This is a genomic window from Metabacillus sp. YM-086 (assembly GCF_048059995.1).
GTDB lineage: Bacteria > Bacillota > Bacilli > Bacillales > Bacillaceae > Metabacillus > Metabacillus litoralis_B.
The window spans coordinates 33,328-48,806 of the sequence record NZ_JBLUOI010000020.1; the positions used below are offsets into that span (position 1 = coordinate 33,328).

A 15,479-nucleotide genomic window follows, 5' to 3' on the forward strand; every position below is an offset into this window, starting at 1 on the left:
AGAGATCTATTTATGAAAACACAACAAAGCTTAACTGTAAAATACAGCTTACTTATCCTTCTGTTCTTACTACTGTTTATTACCATTTTATATGCTATTGTGTATGTATGGTCAACAACAGCTGAGAAAAATGAATTAAGGGAAATGGCTCTTCAAGAGGAGGACATCATTGAACAGCTTCTTTCATTTAACAATGGTCCTAATACTCGTATAGATGAATCACAGTTTATGTCAGTAAACAGTAATCAACTCTTCTTTTATGTTGTAAATAATCGAGGAGAATTAATTTTGCAAAATGAGCAGCTCTCTTTACTTAAAGGTAAATTTCTTCCTTTAATAAATGATTGGCATCCTAATGATGAGCAAATCAAGACAGAGGCCGTGAACATTGATGAGAAATTTATCAGAGAAAGTAGAGGTCGAGATAAAGAGGAATTTTCAGCTTATACTCCTAAGGAGCAAAATCTGAAAGTCATGATGATTGCTATGCCAATTTACGATCGTAATCAGCTAGTTGGATATCTTTATATCGGTCAAAATATTACGGATTTATCAGATCTATTAAGGGGTTTAATTATTATCTTGGGAATCACTGCACTTATTTTTTCTGGTATTGCTTTTTACTTTAGCCGAGTTATGTCAAGACGAGCAATGGTGCCGATCAGCACAGCATTTAGAAGGCAGCAGGAATTTGTCGCAGATGCATCACACGAGCTCCGAACTCCGTTAAGTGTCATGATGTCTTCTCTTGACATCCTTGAAATGGAGGATGATCAGAGAAACAATATGTCCTCAAGGATGATCGGCAATCTAAAGGATGAGGTAAAACGAATGACAGGCTTGGTTGGCGATCTCCTTCTGTTAGCGCGCTCTGATACAGATGATCCACACGCGATTTCATTTGAGGTTTTTGATATACAGCCTGTTGCGGACCGAACTGTGCAAGCTTTTGAGCCTCATGCTCTTGAGAAAAATATACAGCTTGAATTTGAAGGGGTGTCCTCTCTTACAATTTTCGGTAATAAAGAACGAATAACTCAGTTACTCTACATACTTCTTGATAATGCTATAAAATACTCACAGCAAAATGGCAGGGTTCAGTTATCGATTTCCTCTGAAAAGGATTCTGCCGTCATTTCTGTTTCAGATGATGGGATTGGTATGGATGAAAAAGAACTCCCACATATCTTTGAACGCTTTTATCGAGTTGATAAAGCAAGAACAAGACAGCATGGAGGTCATGGACTAGGCTTATCCATTGCGAAATGGATTGTTGATCTACATAATGGAAAGATTTCTGTTATAAGTAAATTGAATGATGGAAGCACGTTTATCGTGAAATTACCTTTAAAAAGCAGCATGTAGGGTGGAAACTCCTGCAAGCTGCTTTTTATTTATTTGACTAAAATCCCCCCCACTTACCCTGCATTGTAGTCTTGATGGTTTATCCACGATTCGATTTGCATAAAAAAAATTCCTCTCGGCTCTATTTTTCACCGTCTTTTCACCAAACTCTATTAAATTAATATTCATAGCAAGGCATGACACATCAAAAGGAGGTGAATGGATATGAAAAAGAGTCCTTTATTTTGGATAGGATTAAGTATTCTAGCTCTCGTTTCTGTCACGATTGTATTGAATGTAATTGGTCATTTCTTTCATACCTTACATTATATACAACCACATATGGGATATGGACGTGGTGGTGGATCTCATACTTTTTGGTTTTACGGTTACCTAAATAACCTGAATTTCTTGCCCTTCCTTTTTCACATAGGATTAATGATGATTGGTTGGTGGATTTGGAAAAAAGCAGATGGTAGAACCGTCAAGAGGTGGGTTGGAATTCTTTTGCTAACGATTGGATTGTTTTCAATCCTACCATTGCTTTTAGCAGTTCCAATTTTATTCATTGCCGTTTATTTCACTACAAAAAATAAGAAATCAACTGCAGATTACAAGTATGAGCCGACTATTTTTACGTACTCAACTTACCCCTCAACAAATAACATTCTTGATGAATGGGAACGCTCGACTAAAAAGGAGGAAAACAAATAATGGGTATTTTTAAACGAGTAAAAACGATTGCTTTAGCAGATATGAATGATGTGTTGGACAAGCGGGAGGATCCTATTAAAATGGTCAAGCAATATAGTAGAGACCTTGAAGTTGAGCTGGAGAAAGCACAGGCTGCATTAGCGAATCAACTTTACTTAGAGCAGAAGCTTGAGGCTCAAATTAAACAAGTGAAACAGACAATTGAAGACCGTAAAAGACAAGAGCAATTAGCTCTAGAAAAAAACAATGACAACATGGCTAAACTAGCGATTCAAGATCGTCTAGATTCAGAAAAGCAGCTAGCCCTTTTAGAAGATCAGTTTTTGTTCATTCAAAATCAAACAAACCAAATAAAAGCTCAAGTCATTACTTTAAAAGAAACTTATGCAGATCAAAAAAATCGCCAGTCCTTATTAATCTCTAGGGCAAATGTTGCTAGTACAACAAATACAATTAATAGTAAAGTCTATTCTTTTCAGTCTAAAAATATTGCGAACGAATTTGCTAGAATGGAAGACAAGGTCTTACACCTAGAAGCTGTAGCAGCAACACATGATTACTTATCAGAAAAGACCGCCCTATATGAAAAAAGCAGTTCTATTGAAGTTGAAGAAGAATTTCTTAAAGCCAAAGAAGCACTGAACAAAAAAAGTGAGTAAAAGTTACAGGGGCCGCTATCGACAGGCCCCTTTACTTTTTACAATTACAGTACATCATACCCCTGATCTTCAATAGCATCCTTCATCTTATCTTTCGTTACTTTTTCCGGATCAAAATCAATATTTACTGTACCTCTATCCAAGTCCACCTTTACAGTAGATACCCCTTCTAATTTACCTACGCTGCCTTCTATGCTATTAATACAATGTTGACATGACATTCCCTCTACTTTAATTGTGACAGTTTCCATCTTGAAACACTCCTTATTTTTTCATTAACCTTCCAACTGTGACTAACAACTCATCAATAATTTCCTCGTCACCATTTTGAATTTTTTCAACAACACATGTACGTAAGTGACCTTCTAATAGCAATCTCCCAACACTATTTAATGCCGATTGGGTTGCAGAAATCTGAGTAATCACATCATCGCAATAAGTATCTTTTTCAATTAGTGCCTTGATGCCTCTAATTTGTCCTTCAATACGGTTCAAACGAGTAACTAAATTTTTCTTTACTTTCTCTGAGTGATGACTGTTCCTTTGTTCATTAAGATGACACGAATCCTGAAAATCATTCTCTGAGCTCATCCAATCTCCTCCTTATGTATCTTATTCTATTATACCCCCAGGGACTATACAAATCATTTAGTTAATCCCTTAGCAAAAGTCTATATTAAAAGGCCGACACCATTTGTGCCCGCCTTATCTTATGTACTATTTTTTTGTTTGTAGCTGCTTATCTAAATAAAACGTTCCGAATGGGATAAAGGCAAGCAACACAGCCCACAATGCCCATAGGATGGACCACCCTTTTCTAAACTTCACAATTGCCACCATAAGCAGGTAAGCAATAAATAGAAATCCATGGACTGCGCCTACTAACGTAACTGCAAATGGGAAGTCTAAGAAATATTTTAAAGGCATAGCGATGAGTAAAAGAACCAAATATGAAATCCCTTCCAAAATTGCTGTTAAACGTAGTAACCCTAAAGAGGTATGAAACATTCTCTCAACTCCATTTTCTACAACATAGTTCCATTATACATGTCCTTAGGAAAAATAAGTGCTATTAAGTTTGACAATTTCATAACATTGCTTGTTCTATGGATAAAGAAATTTTTCCTTTTCCATACTATAAAGGGAGGTGTGTTTCTATGAACTTTTTACATAAATATGGTATTGAGAAACAAAGTGAAGGTGTTATCCTCACTCTTTATGTTTCAGATTTTGATACTGAGTTTGCAAATGAGTTAGGAACATCAGGTACAGCAACACATCAAGATGAAATCAGTGAGTATGCAAAGCAACGGTTTCCTAATTTAAAGATTAATGCCATCAAAATCGTTGCAGGTGGAATACTTATAGGGATGTTCTCTTTTACATCTTTAACACAATCTAAAACAACTGTTAAAGCTGCAACTCAAGATCATACTTTGCTAAATACTCTAACGTATTCCGTTAAAAGTGGTGACTCATTAAGTCTTATAGCAAAAAAGTACCATTTAACAACAAATGAAATAAAATCATTTAATCAATTAACAACTGATACCATCAAAGTTGGACAAGTATTAAAAATTCCGCTACTTAAATATGATGTAAAATCAGGTGATTCACTTTCGGGACTGGCAAAGCAATTTGGAACAACAATTGATCGAATTAAACAACTCAACAGCCTAACATCAGACGTGATCTACCTTGGACAATCTTTATATGTTCCTGTATCCGATACAGTATCAACTTTGCCATCGTCTACAACCAATAAGTCAGAAACAAGCACCTACATTGTTCAGTCAGGTGATTCTTTGTCAGTAATTGCTAAAAGGTTTCAAACAACTGTCTTATCTATAAAAGACGCTAATTCTTTGACAACTGACATCATTAGAGTGGGACAAACATTAAATGTACCAGGAAAAGCAACTGAACTCCCACCAGTAACAACCCAACCATCACAAGAAATAACAAAATATACTGTGGTGAGTGGTGATAGTTTATCTGTTATTGCAAAAAAATTTAATACTAATGTGGAGGCTATAAAAAAACAAAATTCTTTAACAACAGATATCATTTATCTTGGTCAATTGCTACTCATTCCGTCATCAAGTGAAGCTAAATCAAGTGAAGCTAAGTCAACTGTAGAAAATGAAACAGCCTCTGGTACCTATAAGGTTGTGGCTGGTGATACTCTTTCCGGTATCGCAAAAGCATTTGGGCTATCAGTGTCCTTTATAAAAGAAATAAACAACCTAACATCTGATACGATTTACTTAGGGCAAACTCTACAATTAAAAAAGCAGCCAACAACGATTAACTATGTAGTTAAAAGTGGTGACACTCTTTCTGAAATTGCTAAAGAGCATGGTACGACAACAGAAGAAATGATTAGAATAAATCATTTAAATAGTACAAACCTTGCTGTTGGTCAAGTTCTTACCATTAACAGCACGAACGGGACCGCTTCTGCAACACCCGAAAGCTCCATTACTTATCGTACACATATTGTTCAGTCAGGTGATAATATTTGGAACCTTAGTGTAAAATATGGCATACCTCAAGCAGAGCTTTTAAGAGCAAATAATCTAACAACATCAAGTAGATTATCAATCGGGCAAAAACTAAAAATTCCTGTACATCAAATTGCAGTGCAAAAAACAGTTAGTGAACGACATGGAGAATATTTAACGTGGTGGACAGAGGCACAATATGTTTTTCCTATTGGCAAGGTTGCAACAGTCATTGATTTTCAGACAGGCAAATCTTTTAAAGTAAAGCGTACAGTTGGAGCCAATCATGCTGACAGTGAAACACTAACAACAACTGATACAAATATAGCCAAAAGTATATGGGGAGGCTTTAGCTGGTCCACACGTGCTGTAATCGTTGAAGTTGACGGCCGTAAAATTGCTGCAAGTATGAGCTTTTATCCCCATGATGTAGACTACGTACGAAATAATGGCATTAATGGGCATTTTGATATTCATTTTAAAGACTCCACAAGACATAAAGATGGTAAGATTGATCCTTACCACCAAGAAAAGATCCGTATAGCTGCCGGTGTAGAATAAAGATAACTAATATACCGTTGAGCTCAAGGCATAGAAAAAAGGGGCCTAATAGCCCCTTTCCATTAATTAGTACCAGCCATATCCATAACCTGGATAACCCGCACCATAACCTGCACCGTACCCACCAGTGAAGCCACCAGCACCAACAATAATTAAAAGAATAAATAAAACGACTAGTAAAGCAAAGCCGCCGCCATATCCTACTGTACCACTCATTCTAGTTCACCTCCAGATGATTTACCTTAATACAATATGTAAAACGTCTAAAAGTGATCTAGGCATTTGACTAGTAGTCTTCTTTTGCTTCTTTAACTTTAAACTTAAGAATCGTGTTCTCAAGCTCGTGAATTGTTTTGGATAAAGATGAAGCAAGATCGCCCAATTCCTCAGCTGCAGCTGCTTGTTCTTCCGTCGTAGCCGTTACTTCCTCCGTTGTGGCAGAAGATTCTTCAGCTACTCCGACCATTTCACTGATTGCCTTTTCAACTTTTTCTTTATTACTATTAATTTTGCTGATTGACTCTTCAATATAATCAATTTCATTTATGATTGAGTCGGTACCAGATAAAATATTTTCAAATGCTTGTTGAGTATCATGGATGGAAGTCGATTGCTCCTTAAATAGTGCAATCGTCGTTTTGACAAGCTCAACTGATTGTTTCGTTTGACTTAAAATACTAGTAATAACAGTTTCAATTCGTAAAGAAGAGCTTTTCGTTTGATCAGCAAGCTTACGGATTTCCTCAGCTACTACTGCAAAGCCTCTACCTGCTGCTCCTGCTCTTGCAGCCTCAATACTTGCGTTTAGTGAGAGTAGATTGGTTTCTTCACTTACGCTCTTAATCATTTCGACAATGTCCTTAATCTGGGCTATTTCTATATTTAATTTGTCCATCGTTGTGTCAACCTGGCCAATATTTGTGCCCATTTCTTCACTTTTCTTTGTTAATTCTTTAATCGTTTCGATTGACTGACTACTTAACTTTTTCGTTGTTTCAGTAATCGATGAAACTTTAACCATATTTACTGCTACCTCGTTGATTTCACTTGATAGCTCCTTCATTTCACGATTTGTTTTCTCTGAATAATCAACCTGACTAACTGCTCCTCTAGCCACCTCATCAATTGCTGTTGCAATTTGTTCTGAGGCGGATGCAGATTCTGAAGCGATACGTTTTAGATCATTCGAACGGTTAACAGCATAAGCAGAAACCTTTTTATTTTCTTCTATCATGATTGTTATATTATCAATCATATTGTTAAAGCTCGTTCCAAGCTGACCTACTTCGTTTTTATATAAATAATCCGCACGATGGGTAAGGTCTCCCTTTTCAGCTTCCTTCATAATCTCGACGATTCGATGAATTGGTTTAATCATGCTTCTAGCTAAAAAGATACTAACAAAAACAGATAATAATACAAACGCAAAAATAATGATATATACCAAATAAAGTACGTTTTGAATTTCTTTCATTAAATAAGATTTAGAAGTGGATACTGCTACATTCCAGCCATTTTCAGTTTCTTTAATAGAAATTAAATTGTCTTGTGCATTTTTATGATCTTCAAATTTTGTTCCGATTAATTCTTCTTTATTACTTGAAATCACCATACCATCTTCGTTGAAGATCGTTATTTCTCTCGAAGAGACATCAAGGTCACTTTCAAACACCTTTTCAAAAAGTGTTCCATTAGCAACAAGGATTAGAGTTCCCGTGCGGTTATACTTACGAAATAAATATACGTTTTCGTAATTACCATCTATACCTGACTTCCAAAGTACACCTCTTGATAGATTTTGAACTTCTTCCGAAAGAGTAGAATTTATACTCTCAATATTAGTATCTTTTGCATGACCCTCGTCTCCAAAGATCGTTTTTTCCTCATTAATAAAAAACATGGCTTTTGCATTGTTATTAGTTGAAGTAATGCTTAGAAAAAAGACTACCGCATCTTTATGCAAAAGGAACTTCTCATAATCTGTTAATCCTTCTACTGATTCAAATTTTTCCATTAGCTCTAAATTGGAAAAAGGCACTAACGTTAAATTTTCAATCTCTTTTAATGAGTTATTCACATTTTTTGTTACCTGTACACTAATATCTTCATTCATAGTAGAAACTTTATCTTCAATTGTATTCTTCGATACAAAGTAAACAACGTTTCCAATGATCAAACTAGGAATAATCGTAAATAAAAGCAAAAACATGATAATTCTTGATTTAAGTGTCATCCCATTCAAAAAATGAGGCGTTTTTATTACACTCTTTCTCTTTTTCTTGGAAGCTTCTTCTCTTGATGACGTCCGCTTTATTCTACTCTTTATTCGTTCCATCATCTCTTTCTCCCCCCTTCTTAATTTAAATTGTTAGGAAAAGACATGTAAAATTTATTACAAAGACAAAATTCCTAATCTTTTTCTAACAATTATGTATTCGCTTTCAATTATACTATATTTCGACCAAATTTTTCATAATATTTTAATATTTTCTCTCTTTTCTAGGAGAATTATCATGGTTACGCTTAAACTTACGCATAACTGTCTGTAGTACTCTATTCCTATAAACAATTGTAGAATACTGTCGATAAAATCTAATATAAAACATTTTTTGGGGGGATTTCTTTGTTCAATCATCTTAGATGGAAAAACACCAAGATTGGAGGCAAGTACTTTTACGTATTTTTAGTTGTCATTGTTACCTTTCTAGTTTCAATTTTTATTACGTACGGATTGCTTAATAAAACAAGTCAAACAATTGACCATTCATTAGCAAAAAATGAAATAGCTTTATATAGTTCAGACTTGGCTTCTCTTTATCATGAAAAGTACAGTCAAATTCCAGAGTATCTACTTCTTGCTGATGAAGAAAGACTAATGAATTATTTAGAAGACAGCCGAACATTTGTAGACATTGCTAAAAAGTTAAAAGCTCAATTAACAAACAAAGAACAAATTGACATTTTTAATAAAATCATCGAAAACAATCATAAATTAGATGAATATTTCTTTAGTACGATTGTACCGAATGTCCAACAGATTAATTCAGAAGAATTTAACAAGCTACAAGGAGATGCTAGCTCATTAAAAAATGAAACTAGTGAATTAAGCGAACAGTTAAAAACAATCGCAACAGAATCTAACAAAGCTTCTTTAACAGAATCACAAAATGCCATATCTACTACGATCAAATTATTAATGATCTCAGTCGCCGTAGCGATTATCGTTTCAACTATCTTACTCATTTTCATTAGCAGAAAAATTTCATCACATTTAAATCAATTGGTTTTAACAAGTGAAGAAATTGCAGGTGGCAACCTAACGTTTGAACCTCTAACGAATGATGGAAATGATGAAATTGGAAAGCTGTCTCAAGCAATTAATCACATGGGTAGTCGTTTAAGAGAAATGATCTTAGAAGTTTCTCATATCGCTTCAGATGTTGATCATCAAAGTTCCGCGTTTGCTGAATCTGCCTCAGAACTAAAACAAGGCAGCACACAGGTGGCAAATACAATTGATGAATTAGCCTCAGGTGTTAACAACCAAGCAAACGAAGTATCAGATATCTCTGAACATATTAAGGAATTCAGTAATCGTTTAATTGAAATGAATCAGGACGGAAGCAAATTGGTGCAGTTTTCCGATGACATGTTAACAGTATCTGTAAACGGTGATCAGCAGATGAAGAGTTCTTTAGAGCAAATGAAGCTTATTCATATGATCGTTGAACGATCGGTTGAAAAAGTGAAAAACCTTGAATTAAAAACGGAATCAATCACAGAGCTTGTTACAGTCATTAAATCAATTGCAGAGCAAACAAATCTTCTCGCACTTAATGCCTCAATTGAAGCAGCAAGAGCTGGAGAAAGCGGGAAAGGCTTCGCTGTTGTAGCCTCAGAAGTTAAGAAACTAGCAAACGAAGTAACAGCTTCAATTGAAAACATTACTTCTATTGTTACTAGTATTAAAGAAGAGACAACATCAATATCAAATGAACTAAATAGTGGGTTTCAAAAGGTAAATGAAGGAACGGAACAAATTGAAGTAACAGGTAAGTACTTCTCAGATATTAAGGAAAAAGTTTACGATATGACAAATCGTGTAAAAAATATTTCATCAGCTTTTCATTATTTTGAACAAACAAGTCAAGAAATCAATCAATCCGTTGAACAAATTGCAGCCATATCTGAAGAATCAGCTGCAGGGTCAGAGGAAATCTCTGCTGCTATCTTCGAACAAACGCAATCAATTGATACTATTTCAACAAGTGCAAGCACGCTATCAAAAATGGTGGTTCGAATGAATGAGATGATTGGTAAATTTAAGGTTTAAGTCAAACTAAAAGATGGAGGTCACAAGGTGCTTAGATACTACAAAAAAACAAGCTTAAGTCTAATCCTTTGTTTTGTTGTACTCATAACTACAGCCTGCTCGTCAACAGAAAAAGCAACATCAACAAAAACAGCAGGTAAACTTATTACAAATGACAATGTCCCTTACGTTGGATTTTTATTAGATACTCTTGAAGAAGAAAGATGGTACAAAGATAAGCAATTATTTGAGGAACATATTAAGTCATTAGGTGGACAAGTAAAAACTCTTGCGGCCAATGGTCATGATGCTGTTCAACTAAAACAAGCTCAATTGTTAATTGAAGAAGGCGTTGATGTTTTAGTTGTTGTCCCACATAATGCAGAAGAAGCGGCAAAGATTGTGGAACTTGCTCATGAAAATAATATAAAAGTCATTTCCTATGATCGACTTATTACTAAGAGTAACTTAGATTACTATATTTCCTTTGATAATGAAAAAGTAGGTGTTTTACAAGCAACCGAAATTGTAAAGAACACCTCAAAAGGGAAGTTTGCGTATATTGGTGGTGCAGAAACAGATAATAATGCTATTTTGTTTAGAAAAGGCGCTATGTCAGTTCTACATCCATTAATTGATAAGGGTGACATTACCTTAATAGCAGATCAGTATACAGATGGATGGGATCCGAAAGTTGCTGAACAAAATATGAAAGAAGCATTAAATAAATCAAGTAATCAAGTAGATGCAGTGGTTGCTGCAAATGATGGAACTGCTGGTGGAGTTATTTCAGCACTAGGAGCTGTCGGGCTAGCAGGCAAAATCCCTGTATCTGGTCAAGATGCTGAATTAAACGGTATTAAACGTATTGTTGAAGGTACTCAAACGATGACGGTTTACAAACCGATTAATGTGATTGCTACCCAGGCAGCGGAAATGGCGTTTAAGGTTGCTAAAGGAGAAAATCCAAAAACGGATACTACCATTAATAATAATAAAATAGAAGTTCCTACGATTTTATTAGAGCCTACTGCCGTAACGAAGGAGACAATTGATTCAACTGTTGTGAAGGATGGCTACTTAGCTAAAGAAGATATTTATGGAAAGTAAAGTTGATTAGTAACTATTTATAAACAGAAAAACGCTGGTGACTTGAAATACAAAGCTACCAGCGTTTTTTCTAATTTTTATTAAACTGCAATTGTATCTTCTTGCTTCTTAACTTGATTTCTTTGCTTTTTTGATTTTCTAAAATAAAGAAGCTCATAAACAACTGGAATCACTACAAGAGTTAAGAGTGTAGCTACACTTAGTCCCCCAATTACTACAATGGCAAGACTTGCAGAAACTAAGTTTCCTGACTCTGCTTCTTTAAATAGTAGTGGTAGCATAGCTGAAATAGTAGCTACTGCTGTCATAATGATTGGTCTCATACGAATGGTTGCAGCTTCAACTACTGCATCACGAATAATCATCGTTTTCTCATTTTGCTTCACTCGATCAAGTAGGACGATCGCATTTGTTACAACAATTCCGATTAACATAAGTGCCCCAAGTAATGCTGTTACATCAACGGAAATACCACTAATCATAATTCCTAGAATTGCACCAATTGCAGCTAGTGGAAGTGAGAACAGAATAGCAATCGGTGCACGAATTGTTTTAAACGTTATCACCATGATTAAGAACACAATTCCAATGGAAGCGAGCATTGTCATAAATAAGTCATTAAAGTCACTTGCTTGGTCTGCACTAGCCCCGCCAACAAACACGTCAATATCATCTGGAATGTCTATTCCTTCTGTTTCTTTATCTCCAAAAATCTTACTATTTACTTCAGTAGAAATTTCTGAAAGTTTTTCAGGATTTACATTAGCTGTTACCCTCACATATTGCTCACCATCTTTATGGAATGTGCTAGTCGGCTCTTCAGTTTGTTGAAGCTGGGCAACCTTCGAAATAGTTGTCATTCCGTTTGCTGTCATAATCGGAACTTCAGATAATTCTTTTTCCGTGTCAGGTGTGTAAACAGGCTCAAGCATGACCATTGTTTGTTGATCATTCACTTCAATTGAACCAAGCGGCGTTTGATTCAGCATAACAGCTGCCTGTTGAGCGATTTGATCAGCCTTAGCCAGACTAGGATCAACAACAAAGGAATAAACAGTTTTTGTTTCATCCTGGTTCGATGAAACCTTTTCAACGCCATCAATATCCTTAATTTCTGCAGTGATCTTTTCTGAAAGATCCGTTAATTCCTCAACATCCTCACCAATCACATCTACGGTAATCGATGTAGAACCGCCACTCATCATAGATGCTTCCGTCACTTCTAATGTAGCATCTTTATATTCTTCTTTCTGTGTGTTCACCTTGTCTATAAATGCTTGCATATCTGCATCTTCTTTCAGAATTGCCATAATCTGAGTTTGGGTTGGATCTCCTACCTCACCATATTTTGCAGAATCCGCTGAGTTCCCAAGTTGTAAATAAACATTTTCAAGCTCATTTTGTTCCATTACAAATTCTTCAAGCTTTGCCGACTCTTCTTTTACTTTTTCTATTGGTGTTTCATTAGGATATTTTAACGACACATAAACATAATCTGCTTTTGTTTTATCTACAGAGCCTTTAGGAAGTAACATATAACCCCCGATTGACCCCGCGAACAGAATAAATGATGTTAAAAGAACAACCCATTTATGATTCAGTGACCAAGTTAAAAATCTAGTAAACTTAACAGAAGGTTTGTGCTCTTTCATTTGTGCATTCTTTAATAATCCTGCACTCATAACCGGAACAATTGTTAAAGCAACGATTAAGGATGCTAGTAATGAATAAGTGATTGTTAAGGCAAATGGTAATAGGAAATCTTGTAAGCTACCTCCTATTAATCCCATCGGTAAAAAGACAGCAACTGTTGTTAACGTCGATGAAGTGATGGCAGATCCTACTTCTTTCGTTGCATCAATGACCATTTTGACTGAAAACTTCTCCGTTTGTGCTCTTCTAAAGATGTTCTCTATCACAACAATACTATCATCTACTAAACGCCCTACCGCAACTGCCACACCACCAAGTGTTAAAATATTTAATGTAACACCCGATTGCGCCAGTAGGAACAGTGTAAAACCTAATGACAATGGAATCGATACGATTGTAATTAATGTTGAGCGTAAATTACGTAAGAAGATCATTATAACAATCGTAGCAAAAAGTGCTCCTAATAATACTTCTTTAATCATACTGTGAACAGATGATTCAACCATATCTGCTGAGGCTAAAACAACGGTTGTTTCCAACTGATCATATTTCTCGTTAATTTCTTCTGATACTTTCTCCGCTTCTTTACTGATCGTTACAGCATTCGATTGACTGTCTTTTGTTATAACAAATGTTAAAGCATCAGATCCATTTACTTTTGTAAGATTGTTATCTTGTTTTTCTATTTTAATTTCTGCTATATCTTTTAAAGGAGCACCTGGGATAACTTCTGTATTTTCTAGTTTTTCAATTGTATCAACATCACCAATCACTTTAATGTTAGATGCTTTTCCATTAATAGTGTTCTCAGCAATGGCTGCTGAAACAATCTGTCCCTGAAGCAATGTCATCACACTCTCAATGGACACCTGCTTTTCAGCCATCTTTTTCTCATCTAATTCAACGGATACAAAAGAAGGAATAATACCGTTTGTTTGAATATCTGCTACACCATCAATGTTTTTAAAGTAAGGAACAATTTCATCTTGTGCATATTGTATGGTTTCTGGATTAATACCCTCGTCAAATGTTAAAGCAATGTATGATACTGGAATCATTGATGTATTAAGTTGGACTATATTGGGCTTCATTACATTCTGAGGTAATTGAACATTCGCCAACGCTTCCTCAATTTCACGCTTTGCTTCTTTTTTATCAACACTAGATTCTAGATGAATATCAACTGATGAATAGCCATCACCAGTCGTTGAAAATACATTTTTTTTGCCATTTACTCCGTCTATCGCATTTTCTATTGGGGTGGTAACTTGATCCTCCATCGTGCTTGCATCCATTCCGTTCCCCATCGTTACAACTGAGATAAACGGCTGATCTGCTGAGGGTAAAAATTCCATAGGCAAGCGAAAATAACTTAAAACTCCCATCACTAAAATCAACGTCGACATTAAGAAAACAGCTGCTTTGTTTTTAAATGACCATTTTGTAAACCATGACATAATATAAAACTCCCTTTTCATATTTTTGGTGAATACGAGTAAACTCTCTTAACTCCTTCCTACTCATAAGTAAAATTCGTCTTATCCCGTTAGTTACTACAGTCATTATTTTAATAACAAAAAGTGGAAGCGTTAAATGACCTGAGGTGTAAAATCATCTACGACTTGAGACGTATTATGATTAAAAATAAAAAAAGACAGACGAGTGTCTGCCTTTTTCAACGCATTGTTATATTATTTTTTTCTAGGGATACTAAACCCATTATCAAAAGAAGTAAATCCGATTTTCGGATAATATTCCATTGCTTCAGGAGCAGAAAGCAATAAAAGAGAAACCTCTTCCCCAATTTCCTCTTGTAATAATTTTATAAGATTCTTACCTATTCCAGCTTTTTGATGATCTTTATCGACTGCAAGATCTGATAGATAGCAGCAATAGCTGAAATCTGTAATCGCTCTAGCAACACCAATGACTTGATTGTCTGTTCGTGCCGTTATGATAACATCTGCCTGTTCGATCATTTTTTGGAGTCGGTCTAAATCATCAACAGGTCGTCGTATTCCGGAAGCTTTAAAAACTTGTGAAAGCTCAGCTGCACTAATTTTGTCATGGACTTTGTATGTATAATTCATCTACATCTCCCCTTTGTGTTTTTTTAAGTATATAATGGAGCGAATCGTTATAAAAGCAGTTTTTTGGGGAAATTTCTCTTTAATCGGTTGTGGGGATACTTACTATTCGGCGAGGTTTGTAGTGTTAGGCGCTTTGAAAGACAGGAGAAATCAGCTCAAATAAGGAAGTATTTGTACATGATCTTGCTGGCGAGGGATATGTTTGTCTGGATTGAGGCACTGTTTCGAGACACAAGTTTGATCCGGGGGCTTATTTTTGTCCCGATTCTCTCTGGTTCGAGACACAAGCTTGCTCCGCAGGCTGATTTTTGTCCCCATTCTCTCTATTGCGAGACACAAACTTGATCCGGGGACTGATTTTTGTCCCGATCCTCTCTATTGCGAGACACAAACTTGATCCGGGGACTGATTTTTGTCCCGATTCCTCTTCTTTCGGGACACAAACTTGTTCCAGGGACTGATTTTTGTCCCGATTCCTCTTCTTTCGGGACACATCTTTATCCCACGACCTGATCTTTGTCCCGATTCTCTC

The 15,479-nt window shown here is 35.7% G+C and carries 12 protein-coding genes and 1 pseudogene; 6 read left to right on the forward strand and 7 right to left on the reverse strand.

What is annotated here, in order from left to right:
- Positions 1-12 precede the first annotated feature (12 nt).
- From ACEWK1_RS10950 to ACEWK1_RS10960, 3 genes are all read left to right on the forward strand, one after another.
- The gene (locus ACEWK1_RS10950; protein ID WP_162987453.1) at positions 13-1,365 is read left to right on the forward strand and encodes a sensor histidine kinase; all 1,353 of its coding nucleotides are present in this window, start codon (positions 13-15) and stop codon (positions 1,363-1,365) included.
- Positions 1,366-1,569: 204 nt separating this feature from the next.
- Positions 1,570-2,058, forward strand: coding sequence for a hypothetical protein (locus tag ACEWK1_RS10955; protein ID WP_121663366.1), 489 nt, complete (start codon positions 1,570-1,572; stop codon positions 2,056-2,058).
- Entirely contained in the window at positions 2,058-2,717 is a 660-nt protein-coding gene (locus tag ACEWK1_RS10960) for a PspA/IM30 family protein (protein WP_416636236.1), read from the forward strand. The genes ACEWK1_RS10955 and ACEWK1_RS10960 overlap by 1 nt, the downstream gene beginning before the upstream one ends.
- A gap of 44 nt (positions 2,718-2,761) precedes the next feature.
- Here ACEWK1_RS10960 and copZ read toward each other — a convergent pair whose 3' ends face one another.
- The 3 genes from copZ to ACEWK1_RS10975 form a co-directional block, all read right to left on the reverse strand.
- Entirely contained in the window at positions 2,762-2,968 is a 207-nt protein-coding gene (gene copZ / locus ACEWK1_RS10965; protein WP_416636237.1) for a copper chaperone CopZ, read from the reverse strand.
- A 13-nt stretch (positions 2,969-2,981) separates the two neighbouring features.
- Complete coding sequence (locus tag ACEWK1_RS10970) at positions 2,982-3,308, reverse strand: metal-sensitive transcriptional regulator (RefSeq protein WP_121663369.1); 327 nt, start codon at positions 3,306-3,308, stop codon at positions 2,982-2,984.
- A 126-nt stretch (positions 3,309-3,434) separates the two neighbouring features.
- Entirely contained in the window at positions 3,435-3,725 is a 291-nt protein-coding gene (locus tag ACEWK1_RS10975) for a DUF3817 domain-containing protein (RefSeq protein ID WP_121663370.1), read from the reverse strand.
- Positions 3,726-3,874: 149 nt separating this feature from the next.
- On the opposite strand from ACEWK1_RS10975, the gene ACEWK1_RS10980 reads away from it, so the two are divergent.
- Entirely contained in the window at positions 3,875-5,782 is a 1,908-nt protein-coding gene (locus ACEWK1_RS10980; protein WP_416636238.1) for a LysM peptidoglycan-binding domain-containing protein, read from the forward strand.
- Between the two features lie 138 nt (positions 5,783-5,920).
- On the opposite strand, the pseudogene ACEWK1_RS10985 reads toward ACEWK1_RS10980, so the two are convergent.
- Positions 5,921-5,998 (reverse strand): annotated as a pseudogene (locus ACEWK1_RS10985) (YjcZ family sporulation protein); the annotation flags it as partial.
- Between the two features lie 70 nt (positions 5,999-6,068).
- Positions 6,069-8,117 carry a methyl-accepting chemotaxis protein gene (locus ACEWK1_RS10990; RefSeq protein WP_416636239.1) on the reverse strand — a complete coding sequence of 683 codons (2,049 nt, stop codon included), beginning with the start codon at positions 8,115-8,117 and terminating at the stop codon, positions 6,069-6,071.
- A 288-nt stretch (positions 8,118-8,405) separates the two neighbouring features.
- Between ACEWK1_RS10990 and ACEWK1_RS10995 the strand changes: the two genes are divergently transcribed.
- Together ACEWK1_RS10995 and ACEWK1_RS11000 are read left to right on the forward strand one after the other, a co-directional pair.
- The gene (locus ACEWK1_RS10995) at positions 8,406-10,115 is read left to right on the forward strand and encodes a methyl-accepting chemotaxis protein (RefSeq protein WP_251402887.1); all 1,710 of its coding nucleotides are present in this window, start codon (positions 8,406-8,408) and stop codon (positions 10,113-10,115) included.
- A 27-nt stretch (positions 10,116-10,142) separates the two neighbouring features.
- Positions 10,143-11,204 carry a sugar ABC transporter substrate-binding protein gene (locus ACEWK1_RS11000; protein WP_416636240.1) on the forward strand — a complete coding sequence of 354 codons (1,062 nt, stop codon included), beginning with the start codon at positions 10,143-10,145 and terminating at the stop codon, positions 11,202-11,204.
- Between the two features lie 80 nt (positions 11,205-11,284).
- Here the strand turns inward: ACEWK1_RS11000 and ACEWK1_RS11005 are convergent, their stop codons facing one another.
- Together ACEWK1_RS11005 and ACEWK1_RS11010 are read right to left on the reverse strand one after the other, a co-directional pair.
- The gene (locus ACEWK1_RS11005) at positions 11,285-14,314 is read right to left on the reverse strand and encodes an efflux RND transporter permease subunit (RefSeq protein ID WP_251402890.1); all 3,030 of its coding nucleotides are present in this window, start codon (positions 14,312-14,314) and stop codon (positions 11,285-11,287) included.
- A gap of 234 nt (positions 14,315-14,548) precedes the next feature.
- The gene (locus ACEWK1_RS11010) at positions 14,549-14,947 is read right to left on the reverse strand and encodes a GNAT family N-acetyltransferase (RefSeq protein WP_121663377.1); all 399 of its coding nucleotides are present in this window, start codon (positions 14,945-14,947) and stop codon (positions 14,549-14,551) included.
- Positions 14,948-15,479 lie beyond the last annotated feature (532 nt).